The 21,940-nt window shown below is 69.5% G+C and carries 14 protein-coding genes; all 14 read left to right on the top strand.

Annotation, left to right across the window (positions count from 1 at the left end; translation table 11 throughout):
• The first annotated feature begins 38 nt into the window (after nucleotides 1-38).
• The 14 genes from NX1_RS14300 to NX1_RS14235 all read left to right on the top strand — a co-directional run bounded on the left by NX1_RS14300 (nucleotide 39) and on the right by NX1_RS14235 (nucleotide 21,798).
• Entirely contained in the window at nucleotides 39-5,984 is a 5,946-nt protein-coding gene (locus NX1_RS14300) for an aminotransferase class III-fold pyridoxal phosphate-dependent enzyme (protein ID WP_068058571.1), read from the top strand.
• Complete coding sequence (locus NX1_RS14295; protein ID WP_068058569.1) at nucleotides 5,981-6,826, top strand: nucleoside/nucleotide kinase family protein; 846 nt, start codon at nucleotides 5,981-5,983, stop codon at nucleotides 6,824-6,826. Before NX1_RS14300 ends, NX1_RS14295 begins: the two co-directional genes overlap by 4 nt.
• The gene (locus tag NX1_RS14290) at nucleotides 6,823-7,074 is read left to right on the top strand and encodes an acyl carrier protein (RefSeq protein ID WP_068058567.1); all 252 of its coding nucleotides are present in this window, start codon (nucleotides 6,823-6,825) and stop codon (nucleotides 7,072-7,074) included. Before NX1_RS14295 ends, NX1_RS14290 begins: the two co-directional genes overlap by 4 nt.
• Nucleotides 7,071-8,792: a fatty acyl-AMP ligase gene (locus NX1_RS14285; RefSeq protein WP_068058564.1), complete on the top strand. Its 1,722-nt coding sequence runs from the start codon at nucleotides 7,071-7,073 to the stop codon at nucleotides 8,790-8,792. Before NX1_RS14290 ends, NX1_RS14285 begins: the two co-directional genes overlap by 4 nt.
• Complete coding sequence (locus NX1_RS14280; RefSeq protein ID WP_068058562.1) at nucleotides 8,789-10,174, top strand: cytochrome P450; 1,386 nt, start codon at nucleotides 8,789-8,791, stop codon at nucleotides 10,172-10,174. The genes NX1_RS14285 and NX1_RS14280 overlap by 4 nt, the downstream gene beginning before the upstream one ends.
• Before the next feature lie 61 nt (nucleotides 10,175-10,235).
• On the top strand, nucleotides 10,236-12,977 hold the full coding sequence (locus tag NX1_RS14275) for a PEP/pyruvate-binding domain-containing protein (RefSeq protein WP_068058560.1): 2,742 nt from the start codon (nucleotides 10,236-10,238) through the stop codon (nucleotides 12,975-12,977).
• 89 nt (nucleotides 12,978-13,066) lie between these two features.
• A complete protein-coding gene (locus NX1_RS14270; protein WP_068058558.1) occupies nucleotides 13,067-14,371 on the top strand; it encodes an aminotransferase class I/II-fold pyridoxal phosphate-dependent enzyme in 1,305 nt (434 codons plus the stop codon).
• Entirely contained in the window at nucleotides 14,368-15,768 is a 1,401-nt protein-coding gene (locus NX1_RS14265) for a nucleotidyltransferase domain-containing protein (RefSeq protein WP_068058556.1), read from the top strand. Before NX1_RS14270 ends, NX1_RS14265 begins: the two co-directional genes overlap by 4 nt.
• A complete protein-coding gene (locus NX1_RS14260) occupies nucleotides 15,765-16,502 on the top strand; it encodes an HAD family hydrolase (protein WP_068058554.1) in 738 nt (245 codons plus the stop codon). The genes NX1_RS14265 and NX1_RS14260 overlap by 4 nt, the downstream gene beginning before the upstream one ends.
• Nucleotides 16,487-17,440 (top strand): diacylglycerol/lipid kinase family protein, encoded by a 954-nt coding sequence (locus NX1_RS14255; RefSeq protein WP_068058553.1) that lies wholly within the window; start codon nucleotides 16,487-16,489, stop codon nucleotides 17,438-17,440. Before NX1_RS14260 ends, NX1_RS14255 begins: the two co-directional genes overlap by 16 nt.
• Nucleotides 17,437-18,216 (top strand): SDR family NAD(P)-dependent oxidoreductase, encoded by a 780-nt coding sequence (locus tag NX1_RS14250; RefSeq protein ID WP_157119733.1) that lies wholly within the window; start codon nucleotides 17,437-17,439, stop codon nucleotides 18,214-18,216. Before NX1_RS14255 ends, NX1_RS14250 begins: the two co-directional genes overlap by 4 nt.
• An 87-nt stretch (nucleotides 18,217-18,303) precedes the next feature.
• Nucleotides 18,304-18,750, top strand: coding sequence for a helix-turn-helix transcriptional regulator (locus NX1_RS14245; RefSeq protein WP_068058549.1), 447 nt, complete (start codon nucleotides 18,304-18,306; stop codon nucleotides 18,748-18,750).
• Between the two features lie 5 nt (nucleotides 18,751-18,755).
• On the top strand, nucleotides 18,756-19,166 hold the full coding sequence (locus NX1_RS14240) for a VOC family protein (RefSeq protein WP_068058547.1): 411 nt from the start codon (nucleotides 18,756-18,758) through the stop codon (nucleotides 19,164-19,166).
• Nucleotides 19,167-19,380: 214 nt separating this feature from the next.
• Nucleotides 19,381-21,798, top strand: a complete 2,418-nt coding sequence (locus tag NX1_RS14235; RefSeq protein ID WP_068058545.1) for an ATP-binding cassette domain-containing protein — start codon at nucleotides 19,381-19,383, stop codon at nucleotides 21,796-21,798.
• Nucleotides 21,799-21,940 lie beyond the last annotated feature (142 nt).

Genomic DNA, 21,940 nt, shown 5'->3' with positions numbered 1-21,940 from the left:
AAATAGCTTCGGCCGGAACGGATGCCGGGGCATCGCAGTTGTTCGCCGATTTCGCCAGGCACAACCGGCCTGGATTGGCGCGGCTGCTGCGCGCCTGTCACCTGGACGTGGTGTACGTCGGCGCCGAGGGCGATCACCTGATCCGCGCGGACGGCACGCGGGTGCTCGACATGGTCGGCGGCTTCGGCGCGGCCTTGTTCGGGCACAACCATCCGGCGCTGGTCCGGGTGGCCACGGCGCGGTTGAACCAGCAGACGCCGTTCGTCTCGCAGGGCAGTGTCCGCCCGGGCGCTTCCCTTCTGGCACATCGGCTTTCGGATCTGGTCGGGACGAGCACCGGTCGTGCGTACGTGGTGACGTTCGGGTCGACCGGCGCCGACGCGGTCGAGGCGGCCATCAGGCACGCGGCCGTCGCGCACGCCCGCAGGCTGGCCGAGTTGCGCGCCGAACTGCGACGCACGCTTCGGCAGCTGCGCCGCGACGGACTGCACGCGGTGCGCCCGGTCTCGGCCGTACCGGACGAATCCGATCGCGGTGGCGATGAAACACGCTCGGCGGCAGCTATTCTCGAAGAGTCGCTGCGCGTCGTCGAGGAGGTCGAGCGACGGGGACCCGTCTTCGTTTCGCTGGCCAACGCCTTCCACGGCAAGACGGCGGGCGCCTTCGCGCTCACCGAACAGGCGGATACGCCCGCCGACCTGATCGTGCCCGGCCCCGAGCGGCGCAAGCTCGACACCTGGACGCCCGACGAGGTATCCGCCGCGTTCGCGCAGGAGTTGCGGCCCGTGGGCCGGATCAGCGTGGACGCCGCCGGACGGCCGGTGTTGTCCCAGATGTCCGTCTCGCCGATCGCCGCGATCTTCGCCGAACCCGTTCAAGGCGAGGGCGGGGTACGCGAGGTCCCCGCCGAAACCCTGCGCGCTCTGCGCGAACTCGCCGACCGGCACATGGCCTCACTGGTTTTCGACGAGATCCAGTCCGGCATGGGCCGCACCGGCACCTTCCTGGCTTCGGCGCCGTCGGGCGTCACCGCGGACTACTACCTGCTGTCCAAATCGCTCGGCGGCGGCCTGGTGAAGATCTCGGCGCTGCTGGTCGACCGCGCCGCGTCGGTGTCGGACTTCGGCCGGTATCATACCTCGACCTTCGCCGACGACGAGTTGTCCAGCGCGGTCGCGCAAGCCGCGCTGGATCTACTGCGCGAAAACCAGATCCGAATCAGCGACGCCGGCGCGCGGCTGCGGTCGCGATTGGAGACCGTCGCGCGGCGCTGGCCGCGGGTACTGGCGGGCGTGCGCGGCCGTGGACTGTTGCAGGGCATCGAACTGATCCCGCCCACACCGGAATCGGCGCTGTTGCGTGAGATCTGCGACCCGGACATGTTCGGCTATGTGGTGGCGGGCTACCTGCTGCACACCCACCGGATCCGGATGCTTCCCACCCTGTCCGCGCCAACCACGCTGCGGCTCCAGCCGTCGGCGTTCATCACGGAATCCGATCTGAACCACCTGGAATCCGCGTTGAACGAGCTGGCCGAGCTGCTGCACCGCGGCGACCTGGCCACGCTGCTCGCCCACCTGACGACGCCGGTCACCACGAATTGGCCAGTGCCGGAACGTAAGGCGCTGTCCGAGCGGCGTCTGGCCGAGGTGGCGCGCGAGCACGACGCGCCGAACCGGGTGGTCTTCCTCGCGAATCTGCCCGAGCCCGCCGATCTGCGCCGGTTCGCGCCGGAACTGGCCGAGTGGTCGGACGCGCAGTTCGCCGCGCTGTTCGAGCGGCTGCGCGGGGTGGCCGAACCCTTCGAGCTGACCAGGCAGCTGGTCAGCTCCCCCACCGGCGCCACGGTCGAGGTCTGCCTGATCGCCGTGCCGATTTCCGCCGAACAGATCGTCGAATATCAGCGGTCCGGCCATCGGGCCTGGCCGCGCGATCTGGTGCTGGAGGCCGTCGAACAGGCGATCGCGTTGGGCGCCAAAGTGATCGGGCTCGGCGGATACACCTCGATCGTCACCAATGCCTCCCGCGATGTGGTGGAGGACGCGGTGACGGTCACCTCAGGAAATTCGCTGACCGCCGCCTGCGCCTACGACGTGGTGGTCGGCGAGCTCGCCCGGCTGGCGCCGGGTCGACGGCGCGTCGGCATCCTCGGCGCGCTCGGCAATATCGGCGCGGTCATGGCGGAGATGATCGCGCCGCACGCCGAGGCGATCACGCTGGTGGGGCGGCCGGGTTCGGCCGGTCGCCTGCGCAGGATCGCGGACCGGCTCGCGTCGGCAGCGCCGGTGGTGATCGAGGTCAGCGAGGACATGGCCGCGCTGCGCGACTGCCACGTGGTGCTCACCGCGACCAATTCCGCGGTCCCGCTCGTCACCGCCGACCTGCTGGCCGCCGATCATCCGGTGCTGGTGTGCGATCTGGCGGTCCCCGGCGATGTGGATCCCGCCGTCGCCGCGCGTTCGAACATCACCCTGGTCTCCGGCGGGCGAATGCTGTTGCCGCTCGGCCAGACACCTCCCTTCCCCGAAACCGGATTGCCCCCCGGCGTGGTCTACGCCTGCATGGCCGAGACCGTGCTGCTCGGCTTCGAGCCCGGCACCGCCAGTCCCTCCTACGGCGGACTCACCGTCGCGGGCGTGCACGCCGCGCGTGAACTGGCGGCTCGTCACGAGGTGCGCCCGGTTCCGCTTCCGACAGGAGCCACTACCGTGTCCGACAGCCCCACACTCGCGCCGATGTTCCTGGGCGCGGCCGATTTCGCTCCCGAGCGAGCCGGCGGTAAGGCCGCCACCCTGCACGAACTGATCGCCGCCGGCTTCGAGGTGCCGCCCGGATTCGTGGTGCCCGCCGAGCTCGATCTCGACACGGTCGGCGACGACGACCTCGCCCGCTGGGTGCGGACGCTGGGCGGATTCCCGGTCGCCGCTCGCTCCAGCGGTGTGCTGGAGGATCTCGACGATGCCAGCTTCGCCGGACAGTACGAGTCCTACCTGGACATCACCGACGTCCCGGCGCTGCGCGAGTACATCGGGCAGTGCCGCGCCTCGGTGCACAACGACCGGGTCCGCACCTACCTGGCCAAGCACGGCTACACCGAGGCGAAGGCCTCGGTAGCGGTGCTGGTGCAGCGGATGGTCGACGCCCGATACGCCGGTGTGGGTTTCAGCATCGACGCGCTCACCGGCATCGAGGAGCACGCCGTCGTCGAATGCTGCGCCGGTCTGGGCGAGCGACTGGTCTCCGGCCAGGTGACGCCAACGCGGTACACCCTGCGCCTGTTCGACGGCGCGGTGGTCGAGCGCGACGCGGGCGGCGAGGACATCGAGCTGGAACCGGGCGCCACCGCCGAGCTGGCCGCACTGATGCTGGCCGTGCAGGCGCACCGGCATCGCCCGCAGGACATCGAATGGGCGATCGACGGCGCGGGCAAGCTGTGGCTGCTGCAAGCGCGGGCCATCACCGCGATCGCTTGGCGCACCGACATCGACCAGTTCTCCGACGCGGACCTGCGCGACGGCGGCGTCTCGGCGCGCGTCTGCACGCCGATGATGTTCTCGCTGTACGACAACGCTTTTCAGCATTCGATGCAGCGGTTCTTCGAACGGTTGAAGCTCGCCGATCCCGGCGTGGAACCGGACTGGATGGCCATGTACTACGGCCGCGCCTACTGGAACGTCAGCGCGGTGAAGAACTGCTTCTTCAAGATTCCCGGCTTCGACGAGCAGCACTTCGACGACGACCTCGGCGTGCTCAACGACTACGGCCCCGACGGACCGCACCGCACCCCGACCTCCGCCAAGACCATCGCCAAGGCGCTGCCCGCGGCGCTGGCCGTGCAGCAGAGCTATCGCGACCAGCTGGCCGCGGTGGACGTCTTCGCGGCGGAATGGCCGGCGAAGTACGCGATCTGGCGCGACCGGGTCGCTGTCCTGGCGCAGACCGACGACGCCACCTTCGCCGCCGACCTGACCGACTGCCTGCTCACCTTCCACGCCGCCACCGAACGCACCTACTTCACGACCATCTACAACAACTCCAGCGTGCAGACCGACTTCAAGCAGCTGCTGGACAAGGTGGACGCCGCGACGGAGGGCTCGACCTCGGCCATCGACCTGATGGGCGGTCTCGCCGAGATCAGCCACATGCAGATGCAGCGCGGCATCGTCGAATTGCACCGCGTGGCAAACGAACACGGGCTCGACGGCGCCGAATGGGATGCGGCGCTCGCGGAATTCGTCAGCGAGCAGGGCTTCCACGCCGACGCCGAGCTGGATCTGACCTGCCCGCGCTGGTCCGAGGCGCCCGAACGGGTGCGCTCGATGATCGCGGTCATGCTCGAACACGGCACCGCGCCGGCCGATCCGGATGTGACCCTGGTGGAGCAGCGCAGGCGCTACGAGGCCGAGCTGGCGGCGCTGCGCGGCCGGGTGCGCGCCAAGACAAGGACCCGGGTCAAATTCGCCAAGTCCGTTGACAAGCACGTCGAGCGGATGCGGCGCTACCTCGTCGCCCGGGAACGGATGCGCGAATTCTCCTCGCAGTGCTACGCGATCGTGCGGGCCTACGTGGTGGAAGCGGGCGCGCGGCTGGCCGCAGTGGGCACGCTAGAGGACGCCGACGACGCGTTCCAGCTGAGCATCCACGAGCTGAGCGACCTGGTCGCGGGCCGTGTCGAGATCGCCGAGCTGGCGCCTCGGATCGCTTATCGCCGTGCGCTGTACGCCGGATACCGGGATCTGACGCCGCCGCACGAGCTCGGCGGCGGCGTCACCGTCGGGGCGGTACGCGAGATCGGCGAGGGTGATCTCGCCGGGCTCGGCTGCAGCCCCGGCGTCGCCGAGGGCACCGCGCGGGTGATCACCGCGCTGTCCGATATCGATCAGCTGCGCGAGGGCGACATTCTGGTCACCCGGTTCACCGATCCCGGCTGGACCCCGGCCCTCGGCCTGGTGGCCGCCGTCGTCACCGAGGTCGGCGGGATGCTCTCGCACGCCGCCGTCATCGGGCGCGAGTACGGGATTCCCGCCGTGCTGAACGTCGCAGGCGCGACCACCGCGGTGCGCTCGGGCCAGCGAATCCGGGTCGACGGCAGCGCGGGCGTCATCAGCGTGCTCGACGCGGCGACGGCGAAGGACGATGCGGCGGTGGCCATCCCGTCGGCCGATGCGACCGGCACGACTCCCGAGATCGAGACAAGCGACTCCGCGCCCACGAAATTCGAAAAGGCAAACAGCGCAGAAGAAGTCGCGCTTGCGACGGCGGCAGAGGCGAAGAGCGCCCCCGCCGAGTCCGTCGCACCCCCCGTAGAAGCAACCCGCCCGGCGCCTGCGCGCCCGGCGCCGAGAAGGGATGAACCACTGACCGCACGCAAACGCCTGATCTGCATCGCGGGGGGCGACGGCTCGGGCAAGACCACCCAGGTGGCGCGGATCGCCGCGGAGTTCGAGGCCCAGGGACACAGCGTCGCCGCGGTCACGATCTGGGATGCCTTCCTCGATCCGAAGGTCTCCTCGAAGCTGCCGTGGAAGAGCCCCTCGGAGATCTACGGCTACCTGAAGTTGCTCACGCCGCTGAGCCGCGCGCACTTCCTGTTCCACGCCATGCAGCTGTCGTTCGATCTGGCCGCCGCGCGCGGCGTCGACATCGTCCTCGCGAACGCGTACTGGTACAAGTACTACGCCACCGAGGTCGCGCACGGCGGTGACCCCGCGGTGCTGCGCAAGCTCACGGCGGGCTTCCCCGAGCCGGACCGCACCTTCTATCTGACCGTGAGCCCCCAGGACGCGTTGGGGCGCAAGCAGTTGCGTAGCGATTACGAGAGCGGCTACGGCGACGAGAAGGCGTTCCTCGACTTCCAGCAGCGCAGCCACGACGCGCTGGAGGAACTGGCCGAGGAACTGGCGTGGGTCCGCCTCGACGGCACCGCCGCGCCTTCCGAGATCACCAAGGCCGTGCTGGCCCAGCTGCGGGAGGACGACCGATGACCCGCCGCGTCGCCATCGTCGGCATCGACGGCGCGGGCAAATCGTCGGTGATGGCGCGGCTGCGCGAGCTGGCCCCGGCCGGTGATCACGCCGCGTTCGCCTCGATGACCTGTCCGGACTTCCACAACACCCGTGACGTCCCGCTCACCGAGCTGTCCAAGCAGCTCAAGGCCTTCAGCGTCGGATGCGACGAGATCGCCGGCCTGGAGATGAAGGCCACGGCGATGTACCTGCAGATGACGCTGTTCGGTCCGGTGGAGCGGCACTTCCTGGACACCTGGGCGCCGGATGTCCTCGTCTTCGAGCGTCATCCGCTCATCGAGCTACTGGTCTACGGTCCGCTGTACGTGGCGCTCGCGCGGCCCGAGTGGAACGGCCACGACCGGGAAGCCGAAATCGCCGCGGTGCTCGAACGCCACCGGCCAGGCACCTTCGACGACATCCTGGCCTGGCAGCGCTCGGAGTCCAGCAGGCTCGGCAGCTCCCCCGATATCTGGCATTTGCTCTCGGAGATCGCCGACCTGGTCGGCCGTGAGATCACCGCCTCGGTCGCGGGTTTCGCGGCCCGCTTCCGCACCACCCTGCCCGATGCCGTGCTGTGGCTCGACGTGCCGCCCGAGCAGGCGGCGGCCCGCTGCGCCGAGCGCTCCGCCGACGGCGTCAAGGAGGCGCACGAAACCGCGGAACGCCTCGCCGCCCTGCGCGAGGGCTACCTGCGGGTGCGCGACACTCTTGCCGCCGCCTACCCGGAGGTCGGCTTCCATCGCATCGACACCGCCGACGGCGTCGACCTGGACGAGTCCGTCCGCGCCTGCGTCACGGAAGGAAAACTCTTCGGATGAGTGCACGAACCCAGACCGCCGCCGAGACCGAGGCGCGGGTGCGCGCCATCGTCGGCGAGGTGCTGTGGGTGGCGGCCGACGACATCGACGCCGCCGCCCAGTTGATCGACTACGGACTGGACTCGCCGACCGCCATCGAGCTGACCATCCAGCTGGAACGGGCTTTCGACGTCGAGATTCCGGAAGACGCTGCGGCGCAGTTGAATACGGTCGCCGAGATCGTCGACTACGTGCGAGGCGAGTCGTGACCGGCCCACTGACGCCGCGGTTTCCGAGCATCGTGCACGCGCTGCTGGCGAATGCCGAACGCGGCGCCGACGGCCCGTCGACCATCTTCGTGCCGGAGCGCGGCGCGGACGACGAATTCGTCTGGCGGCACGACGATCTCGCGCTCGCCGCCGGGCGGGCCGCGGCCGCGCTGGCCGATGCCGGAGTACGGGCCGGGGATCGGGTGGTGCTTTCGCTGCCCACCTCGCCCGAGTTCGTCACCGCGTTCTTCGGCGCGCTGACGCTCGGCGCGGTGCCGACGGCGGTGGCGACGCCCGGCGGATTCGGCTCGGCCGAGCTGTTCTACGAGAAGTTCCACCGTTTGCTCGCCTACCTGGAGCCGAGGGCGGTCGTCGCGGGCGCCACGGTGCTGGCGGCGGCACAGCTCCCGGCCGGCGCGACCGGCATCGACGGAGCGGAGCTGCACGCGGTGGCCGGGTCACCGGACGCGCCCGCGCTGGCGCCGAGGCTGCCCGAACCCGGTGATCTGGCCTTCATTCAGGCCACCTCGGGCTCCACCGGCACGCCGAAGGGAGTGCAGATCACCCACGCCAACCTGGCCGCGAACTGCGAGCAGATCGCGCTCGCCGCGTCGATGGGACCGGGCGACACCTGGGTGGGCTGGCTGCCGCTGCACCACGACATGGGACTGATCGGCGGCTTCCTCACCCCCATGTTCCGCGGTATCGATGCCGTGCTGATGCCGCCGAGCCGCTTCCTGCGCAGCCCGGGCGACTGGCTGCGCGCGGTCGGCAAGTACGGCGGAACCTTCACCGCCGCACCCAATTTCGCCTACGGGTACGCGGCGGCGCGGGTGACCGACGAAGAACTGGACGGGGTGGATCTGTCGAGCTGGCGGTTCCTGTTCTGCGGCGCCGAGCCGATCCACCCGCCCACCGTGCAGCGCTTCGTCGATCGCTTCGGCGCGTGGGGCCTTCCGCCGGACGCGCTGGTGCCCTGCTACGGCATGGCGGAAGCCTCGCTGGCCGTGACCGTCGCGCGCCCGCACGCTCCGGTCGCCTACGATTCAGTGTCTCGTCGGGCGCTCACCGGAAGCGGTGTGGCGCTGGATGTTCCGGACGACGATCCGGACGCGATGCAGATCGTGGACTGCGGCGAGCCGGTGCTCGGCACCGAGGTGCGCATCGTCGACGGCGACGGCACACCGTGCGGCGCGGACACGGTCGGACGCATCCAGTTCCGCGGCCCGTCGACCACCGTCGGCTACTTCCAGCTCCCCGGCGCCACCGCGGCGGCGAGCGAAGGCGGCTGGTGGGACACCGGCGATATCGGGTATCTGCGCGCCGGAAGGCTGCGCATCACCGGCAGGCAGAAGGACCTGATCATCATCCGTGGCGCGAACTACCTGCCCACCGATTTCGAAATCGCCGCCGAGCAGGTGGACGGCGTTCGGCTCGGCGGGGTCGCGGCGGTCGGGCACGCCGACGCCGCGGGCCTGTCGGAGGAACTGCATCTCATCGTCGAAACCTCCCTCGCCCCAGGCGAACACGACGCGCTGCGGCGCGCGGTGCGGGTCGCGGTGAGCAAGCGGACCGGGGTGCTGGCCGCGGACGTCCGGGTGGTGCCGCCGCGCAGCATTCCCAAGACGACCAGCGGCAAGGTGCAGCGCGCGGAAGCCCGCCGCCTGTTCATCGACCGGAGGGAACCGGAACTGGTCGACGCGGGAGGCGGCGCATGACGGCTCGCGCTCTCGCCGGTCCGGCGCTGCGGCATCCGCTCGGCGCCTACCTCGACTACCGCGCCGACCCGCTCACGCTCTTCTACGAGCAGGCCGTCGCGCACGGCGGCAGCGTGCGGCTGCGGCTCGTGCACCAGCAGTTGCACCTGTTGGTGGAGCCGGACCACATCAACCAGGTGCTGGTGACCAACGCGGCGAAATACGCCAAGGGCATCAGCTATCAGAGCCTGAACTATCTGCTCGGGCCCGGTCTGCTGACCAGCGGCGGCGAGCTGTGGAAACGCCAGCGCGCGTTGATCAAACCGGCCTTCGCGCGCAGGCACGTGGACACCGAGATCCCGCTGATGATCGCCTGCGCGCAGCGCATGCTGGACCGTCTCGACGCGCGGGCCGCCGACGGCGCGGCGTTCGATCTGGTGCCCGAGGTGATGGGGTTTGCGGCCGACGTGGTGTGCCGCGCGGTGATGGGCGCGGACATCGACGGTGTGCTGCCACAGATCGAGGACGACGTACGCGAGGGCGTCGCCTGGGTGATGAACCACATGTCGGCCCCGATCCAGCTGCCGCCGAGTGTGCCGACACCGGCCAATCGGCGCTTCCACGGCGTGCTGACCCGGTTGCACCGGGTGGTCGACGACGTCATCCACGGCCACCGCGCCGCGGCGACGGGCGCGCCGGATTCGCTGCTCAGCCGCCTGCTCGCGGCGCGCGACGACGCGGGCCACGCCATGGATGACGAGCAGCTGCGCCACGAGGTGCTCACCTTCTTGCTCGCCGGGCACGAGACCACCGGCGGCGCGCTGGCCTGGACCGTCTACGAACTGTGCCGCAATCCGGCGGTACTCGATCGGGTGCGCGCCGAGATCGACGGTGCACTCGGCGCGACCGGCATAGCGGGGGCGCTGCCCGCGCTCGAGCTGACCGGCCGGGCGATCGACGAGGCGATGCGGCTGCATCCGCCCGCCTGGGCATTCAGCCGCACCGCGCTGGAGGCCGACAGCTTCGACCGCTTCGACCTGGAGCCAGGGGCGATCGTGGTGATCAGCCCGTTCGTCAACCACCGCTTCCCCGAATTCTGGGATTCGCCGTTGACCTTCGACCCGGACCGTTTCACCAAGGAGCGCACCAGGGCTCGCCCGCCGTTCCGCTACTTCCCGTTCGGCTGGGGCGCGCACCTGTGCGTCGGCCAGCACATGGCGTTGACCGAACTGCGCGTCGGCCTGGCGATGCTGTTGGCGCGCTACGACATCGAACTGGTGAACGGGTTGCGGGTGCGGGAGAACCCGGAGATCTCCAACACGCCCGACCCGGTGCTGGTGCGACTCACGCGGCGCGCGCCCGCGACGTCGGCCGCGGGCGCGCTGGCGGAGTCGGCCCGATGAACGCCCGTCGCACGAGTGGCGCACGCCCCCATTGTCTTTCGATACGCAGAGGCGCAGATCTATGAACCCAACGAACACCGGCGTGGTGGTGCCCGCCGCGACACTGGCCGCGCGGCCGGATGCGGCGCAGGAGCACATCGCGCGATTCGGGGCCAAGGCCGCGAATCTCGGCCGCCTGCTCGCGGCCGGTTATCGGGTGCCGCCGTTCGCGGTGGTCACCACCGAAGCGTGCGCGGAGATCATCGCGCCTGCCGCCGACGGAATCGCCGAGCTGCTCGCCGCTCTGGACCACACCGACCCCGCGTCGTTGCGGTCGGTGTCGGCGGCAGTGCGCGGTCTTGTCTTCGGCCTTTCCCTGCCCGGCACGGTCGCGGCCGAACTGGACGCGGCGATCGCCGAATGGTCGGACGGCCCGGTTCGACTGGCGGTCCGCTCTTCGGTGAGCGGGGAGGACTCCGCCACGGATTCGTTTGCGGGCCAACTCGATACGGTCTTGAATGTGGCGCCGTCCGACGTGCCGCGCGCCATACTCGAGGTGCTCGCGTCGGCCTATTCGGAGCGTTCGCTGTTCTATCGAGCGCATCGCGGCTTGGACAACGGCGGCGTCGACTGCGCGGTGCTGGTGCAGGTGCTGGTCGACAGCGCCGTCTCCGGCGTGGTGTTCAGCTGCAACCCGCAGACCGGCGATCCGGCCGAATCGGTGGTGTCGGCGGCGCTCGGCCTCGGTGAGGGCGTCGTGGCGGGCACGGTGGAATGCGATACGTATTTCGTCGACAATGCCTCGGGCGCGGTCGTTTCCCGCACCGTCGTCGACAAACGGAGCCGGGTCGTCGCCGACTCCGGCTCCGGCACCGCTGTGGCGGAGATCGCGGGCGGCAGCGCCGAGCCGGCGCTCACCGACGAGCGGATCATCGAACTCGCTCGCACCGCCGCCGCGCTCGCCGACGCGTTCGGCGGACCCCAGGACGTCGAATGGGCCTACGACGAGGACGGCACGCTGTTCCTGTTGCAGGCCCGCCCCGTCACCGCGACGGGGGCGCGCGAAACGATCTTCGACAACGTCAATGTCGCGGAGTCCTACCCGGGATTGTCCAGCCCGCTGACCTTCTCGATCCTGCGCGCCGCCTACGAGCAGGTCTTCCGCGCCTGCCACCGGGATTTCGGCGCGACCGGCGCGATCGTGGACCGCAACGCGGCGAGCCTGTACCCGTACCTCGTCGGCACCGCGCACGGGCGGATCTACTACAACATCAGCAATTGGTACCGGCTGTTCCTGCAGATCCCTGGCATGGAGTTCGCGATCGAGGGCTGGGAGGCCGCGCTCAACATCGAGAACCGCTACCAGCGTCCGGCCGCGCCGAAACGCGGTGTGGCGCGGTTGCGGATGTACGCGCTGCGGGTGCGGGTCTTCGCGATCATCGCCTCGGGCTGGGTGCGGTTGCCGCGCCGGTTGCGCGACTTCTTCACCGAGCTGGCCGCCTTCACCGCCGACCTCGACCGGCGCCTGTCCCCCGAGACGCCGGAACGCGAACGCGATCCGGAGGCGCTGCTGCAGTGGATGGAGCGTTGCCTGCACGAACTCGTCCCCGCGTACTCGGTGCAGATCTTCAACGACTTCCTGGCCCAGCAGCTGTTCCACGTCGTCGGGCTGCTGCTGGAACAGCAAGGGCTGGAGCCGACCGAGGCGATCACGCTGCGCAACGAATTGTTCTGCGGCGAGGAAGGTGTCGACAGCGTCGACCCGGTGCGCTCGGCGCTGGCTTTGACGGCGACGATTCGCGACGACGCGGCACTGCGTGCACTGTTCGAGGGTCCGCTGGACGCGCACGCCGTGTGGAAGACGCTGACGCAGACGGAGTTCGCCGCGTTCCGTGCGGCCTGCCTGCGTCATATCGCGCTGTTCGGCGATCGCACGGTCGACGAGCTCAAGCTCGAAACCGATCCGCTCGGCGAACACCCCGAGCGCCTGGTGCCCATGCTGCGCAACTACTTGCGCGGCGGCCAGAACATCGACGAAATGGCAGCGCGTGAAAAGGCCATCCGCCGTGAGGCCGAGGCCACCGCGGCAAGGCTGTTCCGCGACAGCCTCCCCCGGCGCATCGCCTTCCGTCTCGCGCTGAGCCGCGCCAGGGAGCACGTCAAGCAGCGCGAGAACATGCGCTTGGGCCGCAGCCGTTCCTTCGGTCTGGTCAAGCGGGTGTTCCGTGAGTTCGGCAAGCAGATGCACGGCGCAGGCCTGCTGAACGATCCGCGTGACATCTTCTGGCTCACCTACGAGGAGATCGCGGCGCTGACCCGAGGCACCGCCGTCGACACCGACGCCGCCCGCATCGTCGCCACCCGCAAGGCCGACCACGAGCGCTGGCGCGCCACCGAACTGCCCACGCGGATCGTCACCACCGGCATCGCAGCGGCGACCATCGACGATCCGGCTTTCGAGGCACCGGATACAGCAGTCGACGCAACGGCGCAGACCGTGCTGCGCGGCATCGGCTGCGCCCCGGGTCGTGTCGAGGCGCCCGCCCTCGTACTCGGCACACCGGATCCCGAGGTGGAGATCGACGGACAGATCCTGGTCGCCTCGACGACCGACCCCGGCTGGGTCTTCCTCATGGTCGCCGCGGGCGGACTGGTGAGCGAGAAGGGCAGCGTGCTCTCGCACACCGCCATCATCGGCCGCGAACTCGGCATCCCCACCGTCGTCGGCGTTCCCGGCGTGACCCGCCTGGTCGCCACCGGCGACCGCGTGGTGCTCGACGGGCGTGCGGGCACCGCAACGATTCTGTACGAGGACAAAGAATGACAGCATCACGTAGTGATTCCGTGCGGGGTGGCGGCCGGGCGACGGGTGGGCCGGCATCGCATACGGATTCCGTCAGGAGCGCCGAGAAGGTGACGGGTCAGGCGCGGAGCGAGACCGCGGGTCACGGAGAGAATTTCAGTCTCGAACATTATCTCGACCCCGCGGCGCACACCTTCGAACAGCGCTTCGAGGAATTCCGGCCTTATGTCACGAATGCCAGGGGCAGCGGCTTCGTGCTGCGCGAGATCACCGGCCCGGCCGGTCCGGTCGTCCAGGTGCGCGATCCCGACGGCGGCGAGACCCGCGAGCTGATCATGCTCGGCTCCAACAACTATCTCGGGCTCGGCAGCGAACCGGAGATCATCGAAGCCGCGGTCGCGGCGACCAGGGAGTTCGGCGTCGGGTGCGGCGGGCCGCCGTTGCTCAACGGCACCACCTCGCTGCACCGGCGTCTCGAGGAGCGCCTCGCCGAGACCAAAGGCTGCGAGTCGGCGATGGTGTTCTCCTCCGGCTACGCGGCGAACGTCGGCTGGGTGACCGGTCTGCTGCGCAACGGCGACACCCTGCTCTACGACGAGCAGAGCCACGCCAGCCTCTACGACGGCATCCAGCTCGGCCGGGTCAGATCGATGGCGTTCCAGCACAACGATCTGCGGCATTTGCGGCACCGCCTGATGCAGGTGCGCTGGCGGAACCCCGGCGCGAACATCGTGGTCGCGGTGGAGGGCGTCTACTCGATGGACGGCGATATCGCCCCGCTGCCGGAGATCCGCGCGCTGTGCGATTCGTTCGGCGCCTGGCTGGCCATCGACGACGCGCACGGCACCGGCGTGCTCGGCGCGCGAGGGCACGGCACCGCCGAGCATTTCGGCCTCGGCGACGGCTCGGTGGAGCTGTACATGGGCACCTTCTCGAAGGTGTTCGCGACCACCGGCGGCTTCGTGGCCGGATCCAAGGACCTCGTCGACACGCTGCGGTTCTTCGCTCGCTCCTATATGTTCTCGGCCTCGCTGTCGCCCGCGGTGGTCGCCGCCGTGCTCGCGTCGATCGATTTCATCGACGCCCACCCCGAGCGCGTCCGCCAGTTGCACGACAACACCGCCTATTTCGCGCGGGAACTGCGGCGGATGGGTTTCGCGGTGGACCCGCAGACCGCCATCATCCCGATTCTGGTGCCGCAGCGACTGGCCGTCGCGGAGGTGGTCGCCGCGCTGCACCGCGCGGGCGTCTTCGTCAACGGCGTCGAATTCCCCGCGGTGCCAAGGGAACAGCAGCGCCTGCGGGTGTCGATGATGGCCACGCTGACACGCGACCAGCTGGACTTCGCGCTCGAACAGATCTCGACCGTCGCCAGGAGCTTCGGATTCCATCCAGAACAGGAGGGTGCGGCATGACCGGAACCCACATCGCCGCGGGCGGTTCCACGGTCGAGCGACTGCTGGTGCACGCGTCGCTCGCGGCGCCGAGCGCGGACGAACGCGCCGAGACGGCGAAGCTGGCCCACGACATCACCGACTGGGCCGAATTCTTCGCGCTGGCGAAGCTCAACGCGACGGTGCCGCTGGTGCAGCGCAGGCTGGAGGCCCAGGAGCTCTACGATCTCGTGCCGGACGCCGTCCGCGCGGACTTCGCCGCCGTCACCGACCACATCGGCGCCGTCAACGACCGGCGCCTTGCCGGGGCCCTGGAGTTGTTGCGCCGCTTCGACGAACGCGGCGTGCGGTGCGTGGTGCTCAAGGGAATGCTCTTCTCGACCGAGATCTACCACGATCCGCGCTACAAGCGGATGAACGACCTGGACATCCTGATCGAGCTGGATCAAGTCGAGACCGCCATCGAGATCTACCGTGAGCTCGGCCTTTTCGCCACCTCGGAGTTGCTCGGTAAGGCGCCGAAGGTGCGAGCCGAGCGGTCGCATCATCTGCCCTCGTTCGTCTCGCGCGACGGCGCGCTGGTCGTCGGCACCCACTGGGGTCTGATCACCCCGCTGACGCCGTACACCATCGACTACGGCGCGATCTGGGATCGGGTGCGCCGCATCGACTTCTACGGCGTACCCGCGTGGGCCATGGCGCACGAGGACAATCTGCACCACCTGGGTGTGCATCTGCCGTACTACAAGACGGGGGTGCGCGAGCTCGGCGACATCTGGAACCTCGCCCGCCACGCCGCCGATCTCGACTACGACCTGCTCGCGATCGAGATCGCGAAGGCGGGCACCGAAAACCTGATGTACCATGCTCTTTCGCTGGCGGACCGGCTCGTGCCGAACCCGGCGTTCGCCGCCATGACCGACCGGGTTCGGCCGAGGATCAACCGCTTCACCCGTTACGACACCGCCCGCAAGACCGCCGACATCCACGCGCTGCTGCGCAGCCGGTCGACGCACACCTCGCGAATCGAGAAGGCCTACACCGAGTTCAACATGACCGCGGTGGCCGACGAGAAGCGCGCCACCTTCGGCAGGCTGTGGTCGGATCTGCTGCTGGTGCCGCCCACGGAGGCGGCGAGGATGAGTTCGCTGCGGGAACCGTCGGCGCTCTCGGCGCTCGGAGCCCGCATCGCCGCTCCCTATCGGTTGACGCGGGTGTTCCAGCGCGATCTGGGCCGCTGGCTGTTCCCGGCGGCGCTGGCCAAGACGGTCTTCGACCTGGGCGCGGCCTACGGTGCGGAGCTGGCGCAACGCGCTGGCGTGCGCGCGGTCGCCGCCCGACCCGGGATCGACGAGTTCGCCGCGGGGCTGGGGTTGACCCGCGCCGACTTGCAAGCCGTGCTGGACAGTCAGGAATGACGGCGGCGCATCGCACCGTGTTGTGGGATCTGGACGGCACGCTGGTCGGTCTGCGCAGGAACAGTTTCCGTGCGCTGATGCCGCTGACGGCGGCGCTCGCCTTCCGGGACCTGACGCCGCCGCACCGGTTCCTGCGGGTGCTCTCCGGCGTCCTGCCGGAGGTGCGCCGCAACGAAACCGACCGCACCAATACCGATTTCATGGTCGGCTTGCTCGCCGATCGCTTGAATATCGCACCGGCACTGGTCGGTAAGCGGTTGCAGCGGTTGGCCGATCGCGATTTCGTCCGGCTGCGCCGCTGTTTCCCGGCGTTGCCGGAGGCGGTGTCCACGGTGCGCGAGTTGCGCGCGGCGGGCGTGACGCAGGTCGTCGCGACCAACCCGCTGTGGCCGTCGAGCACCGCGATCACCCGATTGCGCTGGGGCGGGCACGATCCCGGCGCCTTCGCGTTCATCACCAGCGGCGAGACCATGCGACGGTCCAAGCCGCGCGTCGAGTTCTATCACGAACTGCTCGATCGGCTCGGTCTCGCGGCGCCGGACTGCGTGATGATCGGCAACGACGCCGCCAACGACGCGCCCGCCGCCCGCGCGGGCATCCCGGTCTTCCTGCTCGGCGCCGCGGAATCCGCCGTACCGCCGGAGTGCGCGCGGACCGGGCTGGTCACCACGGGAGAGTGGACCCGGCTGCGCGAGTGGCTGGGCATCGAGGAGAAGTCATGCTCGTCATCTTGAATCCGCAGTCGAACGCGGGGACCGCCCTGCAACGCTGGCAGCAGGTGGAGCGCGCGCTGCGGGAGCGGCACCCCGGCATGACGGTCGAACTGCCCGCCGACGCCGACCAGGCCGTGAAACTTGTCCGCGCCCAGCTCGAAACACCCGACGACGGCGTGCCGGACGTGATCGTGGCGGCGGGCGGCGACGGCATGGTGAACCTGGTGCTCAACGCGATCATGGATCCGAAAACCGATCGGCCGCGCCGCGGCGCGGAGCGCGTCGCACTCGGGGCCATCGGGCTCGGCAGCTCGAACGACTTCCACAAGCCGCTGCGCCCGGCGTCGACGATCGCGGGCGTCGCGGTCCGGGTCGACGCGGCGGACGCGGAAACAGTCGACGTCGGCAAGGCGACGATGCTGCTGCCGGACGGCACCCGCGTGGTGCGCTACTTCCTGCTCAACGCGAGCATGGGACTGGTTGCGGCGGGCAATGATTCGTTCAATCACGCGACCGGCGCGCTGGCCTGGCTCAAGTCACGGAATGTCGAGGCCGCGATCGTGGCCACCGCGCTGCGCAATATCGCCACCCACCGGCCCTTGCGGCTCGAAGTGCGCGGCACCGGCTGGGCGCACACGGCGCCGATCACCAATATCGGCGTACTGAAGAGCGTGCACTTCGCGGGCGGGATGTACTACGACACGCCGGTCACTCGCACCGACGGCAGGTTCGACGTGAACATCTGGGCGGCCTCGGGACGACTGCGCATCCTCGGGCTGATCGCCGGGCTGTACCGCGGCGCGTTCTCGGGCTCGCCGCTGGCGATCTGCCACCGCGACACCACCGTCGAGTTGCGCCCGGAACGGCCGGCCCCGCTGGAATTGGACGGCGAGATCACGCTGGTGGAATCCGCGCGGCTCGAAGTGCTGCCCCGGGTGCTGAAGGTGTGTGCGGCGTGACCGGAGTCGTCCTGATCACTGGCGCGGCCAATGGCATGGGCGCGGCGACGATGCAGCATCTGGCACGAGCCGGCTACACCGTGGAAGGCTGCGATCTCGTCCCTGGACCGGCGCACGCGACGGTGGACGTTCGCGACACCGAATCCGTGAACGCCTGGGTCGAGGAGATGGCCGCGCGGCACGGTCGCATCGACGCCGTGGTCACCTTCGCCGCGTACGGCGTGGTCGGCTCGGTCGAAGAGACCGGTCCCGACGAGGCGGCGGCGCTGTTCGACGCCAATGTCCTCGGCACGCACCGTGTACTGCGCGCTGCGCTGCCGATCATGCGCGCGCAGGGCGGCGGCCGGGCGATCGTGGTCAGCTCGGGTGCGGGCGCGATCGCCGAACCGTACGGCGGCTGGTACTCGGCCACCAAGGCCGCGGTGGAACGGATCGGCGAGGCGATGCGGATGGAGGCGGCCGGTTTCGGCATCGCGGTGTCCGTGCTGGCGCCAGGGTGGACGGTCACGCCGATCATCGAATCGGCCGTGCGCGTGGCGGCGCCGCTGCCGGAGTACGACGCCGATCGGCGGGCGGTGCTGAAGCGGGTCAGCGGATATCTGGCCGACGGCCAACCGGCCGCCGCGGTCGCCGAGAAGGTGCAGGCCATTCTCGAAACGAAGCGGCCGCGCCAGACCTATCTCTGCGGCAACGACGTCCGGCTCTCCTTTTGGACCAGGCGGCTGGTCCCGGCCCGGGTGTACGAACGACTGGTCCGCGATTACTACGGGTTGTGACGTCATCTCCCTCGATCGCGGGGCCCGGGCGACGCGGCGTCCGGGCCCCGCTAGGCAGTGTCGGCGTGGCATGGGACGATCGCGTAGGTGACCAGCAAACCCGCCACGCCACACCTCGGTGACCTCGCGCGGTTGCGCCGCGTCCGCGACCGGATCGATCGCGAGTACGCGCAGCCCCTGGACGTCGAGGCGCTCGCCCGCGACGCGCATATGTCGGCGGGCCACCTCAGTCGCCAGTTCCGTCTCGCCTACGGCGAATCGCCGTACTCCTATCTGATGACCCGGCGCATCGAGCGCGCGATGGCGCTGCTGCGGCGCGGCGACCTCAGCGTCACCGAGGTCTGTTTCGCGGTCGGCTGCTCGTCGCTGGGCACCTTCAGCACGCGCTTCACCGAGTTGGTCGGCGTGCCGCCCAGCGTCTATCGGCGCGAGGCGGCGCAGTCGACCGAGGGCATCCCGTCGTGCGTGGCGAAACAGGTGACCAGACCGATCAGGAATCGAGAAGCACCGGCCGACGCGACGCAACTAGCCTGATCAGCATGGACATCACCATTCACTCGAGCTTCCTCCCGCAGAACGACCCCGACGCCGCGCTGGCCTTCTACCGCGACGCCCTCGGCTTCGAGGTCCGCAAGGACGTCGGATACAACGGGATGCGCTGGATCACGGTCGGCCCCGCCGATCAGCCCGGCACGAACATCGTCCTGTACCCGCCGCAGGCCTCCCCCGGTATCACCGACGACGAGCGCCGCACCGTCGAAGAGATGATGGCCAAGGGCACCTACTCCAGCATTCTTTTGGCCTCCAAGGACGTCGACGGCACTTTCGAGCGAATTCAGGCCACCGACGCCGAGGTCGTCCAGGAACCGACCGACCAGCCGTACGGCGTTCGCGACTGCGCGTTCCGCGATCCGGCGGGCAACATGGTCCGCATCCAGCAGGTCGCCTGATCCTTCCGGCGATCAACGTCCTGATCCGCCCGATCGAGAAGTAGTCCCGCCCCGCTGTGGGTGGCCGTCGCCGCACGGCCGCCCACGGCGAGTGCCCCGCCCGCTTCCGATGCGACCGGGTCGAACAGAACCGGCGGCGAAGCTGCTTCGATCGAGATCGATCCGCGTCGACGTCCGACCGCGACAAGAACCCCGCGCACCAGAGGGAGACACGATGACAACGGCCACGAGGAAGAACACCAGGAAGGCCACGGCGAAGGACGCGGCGCCCGCGCTGCCCGCCGCCGACAGCCACGATCTGATCCGCGTGCACGGCGCGCGGGTGAACAACCTCAGGGACGTGAGCATCGAGATCCCGAAGCGCAGGCTCACGGTGTTCACCGGCGTCTCGGGCTCCGGCAAGAGCTCGCTGGTGTTCGGCACGATCGCCGCGGAGTCCCAGCGGCTGATCAACGAGACCTACAGCGCCTTCGTCCAGGGCTTCATGCCGACGCTGGCGCGGCCAGAGGTCGACGTCCTCGAAGGGCTGACCACCGCGATCTCCGTCGACCAGCAGCGGATGGGCGGCGATCCACGCTCCACAGTCGGCACGGCCACCGACGCCAACGCGATGCTGCGCATCCTGTTCAGCAGGCTCGGTGATCCGCGCATCGGCCCGCCCAGCGCGTTCGCCTTCAATGTCCCCTCGGTCCGGGCCAGCGGTGGTTTCACGGTCGAGCGCGGCGAGGGCAAGACCAAGACCGAGAAGGTCACGTTCACCCGCACCGGCGGCATGTGTACGCGCTGCGAGGGCCGTGGCTCGGTCTCCGACATCGACCTCACCCAGCTCTACGACGACTCCAAGTCGCTCGCGGAGGGCGCGTTCACCATTCCCGGGTGGAAGTCGGACAGCTTCTGGACGGTGCGGGTCTACGCCGAGTCGGGATTCGTCGATCCCAACAAGCCGATCCGCAAGTACACCAAGAAGGAGATGCGCGACTTCCTCTACAAGGAACCGGTCAAGGTGAAAGTGGACGGCGTCAACCTCACCTACGAGGGACTGATTCCCAAGGTGCAGAAGTCGTTCCTGGCCAAGGATCCCGAGTCGCTGCAACCGCACATCCGCGCGTTCGTCGAGCGGGCGGTCACCTTCGCCACCTGCCCTGAATGCGACGGCACTCGCCTCGCCGAAGGGGCGCGCGCCTCGAAGATCGAGGGCATCAACATCGCCGACGCGTGCGCGATGGAGATCCGCGACCTCGCCGAGTGGGTCCGCGGGCTGGACGAGCCGTCGGTCGCGCCGCTGCTCGAAGCGCTGGGGCACACCCTCGACTCCTTCGTGGAGATCGGGCTCGGCTACCTCTCGCTGAACCGCCCCGCAGGCACGCTGTCGGGCGGAGAAGCGCAGCGCGTCAAGATGATTCGCCACCTCGGCTCGTCGCTCACCGATGTCACCTACGTCTTCGACGAACCGACCATCGGCCTGCACCCGCACGACATCCAGCGGATGAACAACCTGCTGCTGCGGCTGCGGGACAAGGGCAATACCGTCCTGGTCGTCGAGCACAAGCCGGAGGCGATCGCGATCGCCGACCACGTCGTGGATCTGGGCCCCGGCGCGGGTTCGGCGGGCGGCACCATTTGCTACGAGGGCACCCTCGAGGGGCTGCGGTCCAGCGCCACCGTCACCGGCCGTCATCTCGACGATCGCGCATCGCTGAAGCGGGAGGTGCGCGAACACACCGGCACGCTCGCCATCCGCGGCGCGACCGCCAACAACCTGCGGAACGTCGACGTCGACATCCCGCTCGGCGTGCTCGTCGTCGTCACCGGCGTCGCGGGTTCCGGCAAGAGCTCGCTCATCCACGGGTCCATCCCCGCGTCGGAGGGCGTGGCGTCGGTCGACCAAGCGCCGATTCGCGGCTCGCGCCGCAGCAATCCGGCGACCTACACCGGGCTGCTCGAATCGATCCGCAAGGCGTTCGCCAAGGCCAACGGGGTGAAGCCCGCGCTGTTCAGCGCCAATTCCGAAGGGGCGTGCCCCACCTGCAACGGCGCCGGAGTCATCTACACCGATCTGGGCATGATGGCCGGTGTCGAGACGCCCTGCGAGGACTGCGAGGGCAAGCGCTTCCAGCCCGCGGTGCTGGAGTACCGCCTCGGCGGCCGCGACATCAGCGAGGTGCTCGCGATGTCGGTGGCCGAGGCCGAGGAGTTCTTCGCCGCGGGCGAGGCCAGGATCCCGGCCGCGCACGCCATCCTCGACCGGCTCGCCGACGTCGGCCTCGGCTACCTCAGCCTTGGCCAGCCGCTCACCACGCTCTCGGGCGGCGAGCGGCAGCGGCTCAAGCTGGCCACCCACATGGCCGACAAGGGCGGCGTCTACGTCCTCGACGAACCGACGACCGGCCTGCACCTCGCCGACGTCGAGAACCTGCTCGGCCTGCTGGATCGCCTCGTCGATTCCGGCAAGTCGGTCATCGTCATCGAGCACCACCAGGCGGTCATGGCGCACGCCGACTGGATCATCGACCTCGGCCCCGGCGCGGGCCACGAGGGCGGCAAGATCGTCTTCGAAGGCACGCCCGCCGACCTGGTCGCCACCCGCGCCACCCTCACCGGCGAACACCTCGCGGATTACGTCGGCGCCTGATTCTCGCGGCGCGCACGGTGAAAGCACCGTGCGCGCCCGGACCGGTCCCGATCTGCGGCGACACCGGCGGGTCCGTAACTGAATAGTTGCCGACACCTCATCGAGTCGGTGCTTTTACGCCTCTGACGCGGCGCGGTGCGAG

It is taken from the genome of Nocardia xishanensis NBRC 101358 (assembly GCF_001613365.1).
Lineage (GTDB): Bacteria > Actinomycetota > Actinomycetes > Mycobacteriales > Mycobacteriaceae > Nocardia > Nocardia xishanensis.
The sequence above is the reverse complement of the archived record's forward strand: the minus strand, read 5'-3'. Positions and strand labels throughout refer to the sequence as shown.

What these genes read in the sequence shown, in the direction of transcription:
- NX1_RS14295 (WP_068058569.1), top strand. Translation starts at nt 5,981, where the DNA reads ATGACCCGCCGCGTCGCCATCGTCGGCATCGACGGCGCGGGCAAATCG.
- NX1_RS14290 (WP_068058567.1), top strand. Translation starts at nt 6,823, where the DNA reads ATGAGTGCACGAACCCAGACCGCCGCCGAGACCGAGGCGCGGGTGCGC.
- NX1_RS14280 (WP_068058562.1), top strand. Translation starts at nt 8,789, where the DNA reads ATGACGGCTCGCGCTCTCGCCGGTCCGGCGCTGCGGCATCCGCTCGGC.
- NX1_RS14275 (WP_068058560.1), top strand. Translation starts at nt 10,236, where the DNA reads ATGAACCCAACGAACACCGGCGTGGTGGTGCCCGCCGCGACACTGGCC.
- NX1_RS14265 (WP_068058556.1), top strand. Translation starts at nt 14,368, where the DNA reads ATGACCGGAACCCACATCGCCGCGGGCGGTTCCACGGTCGAGCGACTG.
- NX1_RS14260 (WP_068058554.1), top strand. Translation starts at nt 15,765, where the DNA reads ATGACGGCGGCGCATCGCACCGTGTTGTGGGATCTGGACGGCACGCTG.
- NX1_RS14255 (WP_068058553.1), top strand. Translation starts at nt 16,487, where the DNA reads ATGCTCGTCATCTTGAATCCGCAGTCGAACGCGGGGACCGCCCTGCAA.
- NX1_RS14240 (WP_068058547.1), top strand. Translation starts at nt 18,756, where the DNA reads ATGGACATCACCATTCACTCGAGCTTCCTCCCGCAGAACGACCCCGAC.
- NX1_RS14235 (WP_068058545.1), top strand. Translation starts at nt 19,381, where the DNA reads ATGACAACGGCCACGAGGAAGAACACCAGGAAGGCCACGGCGAAGGAC.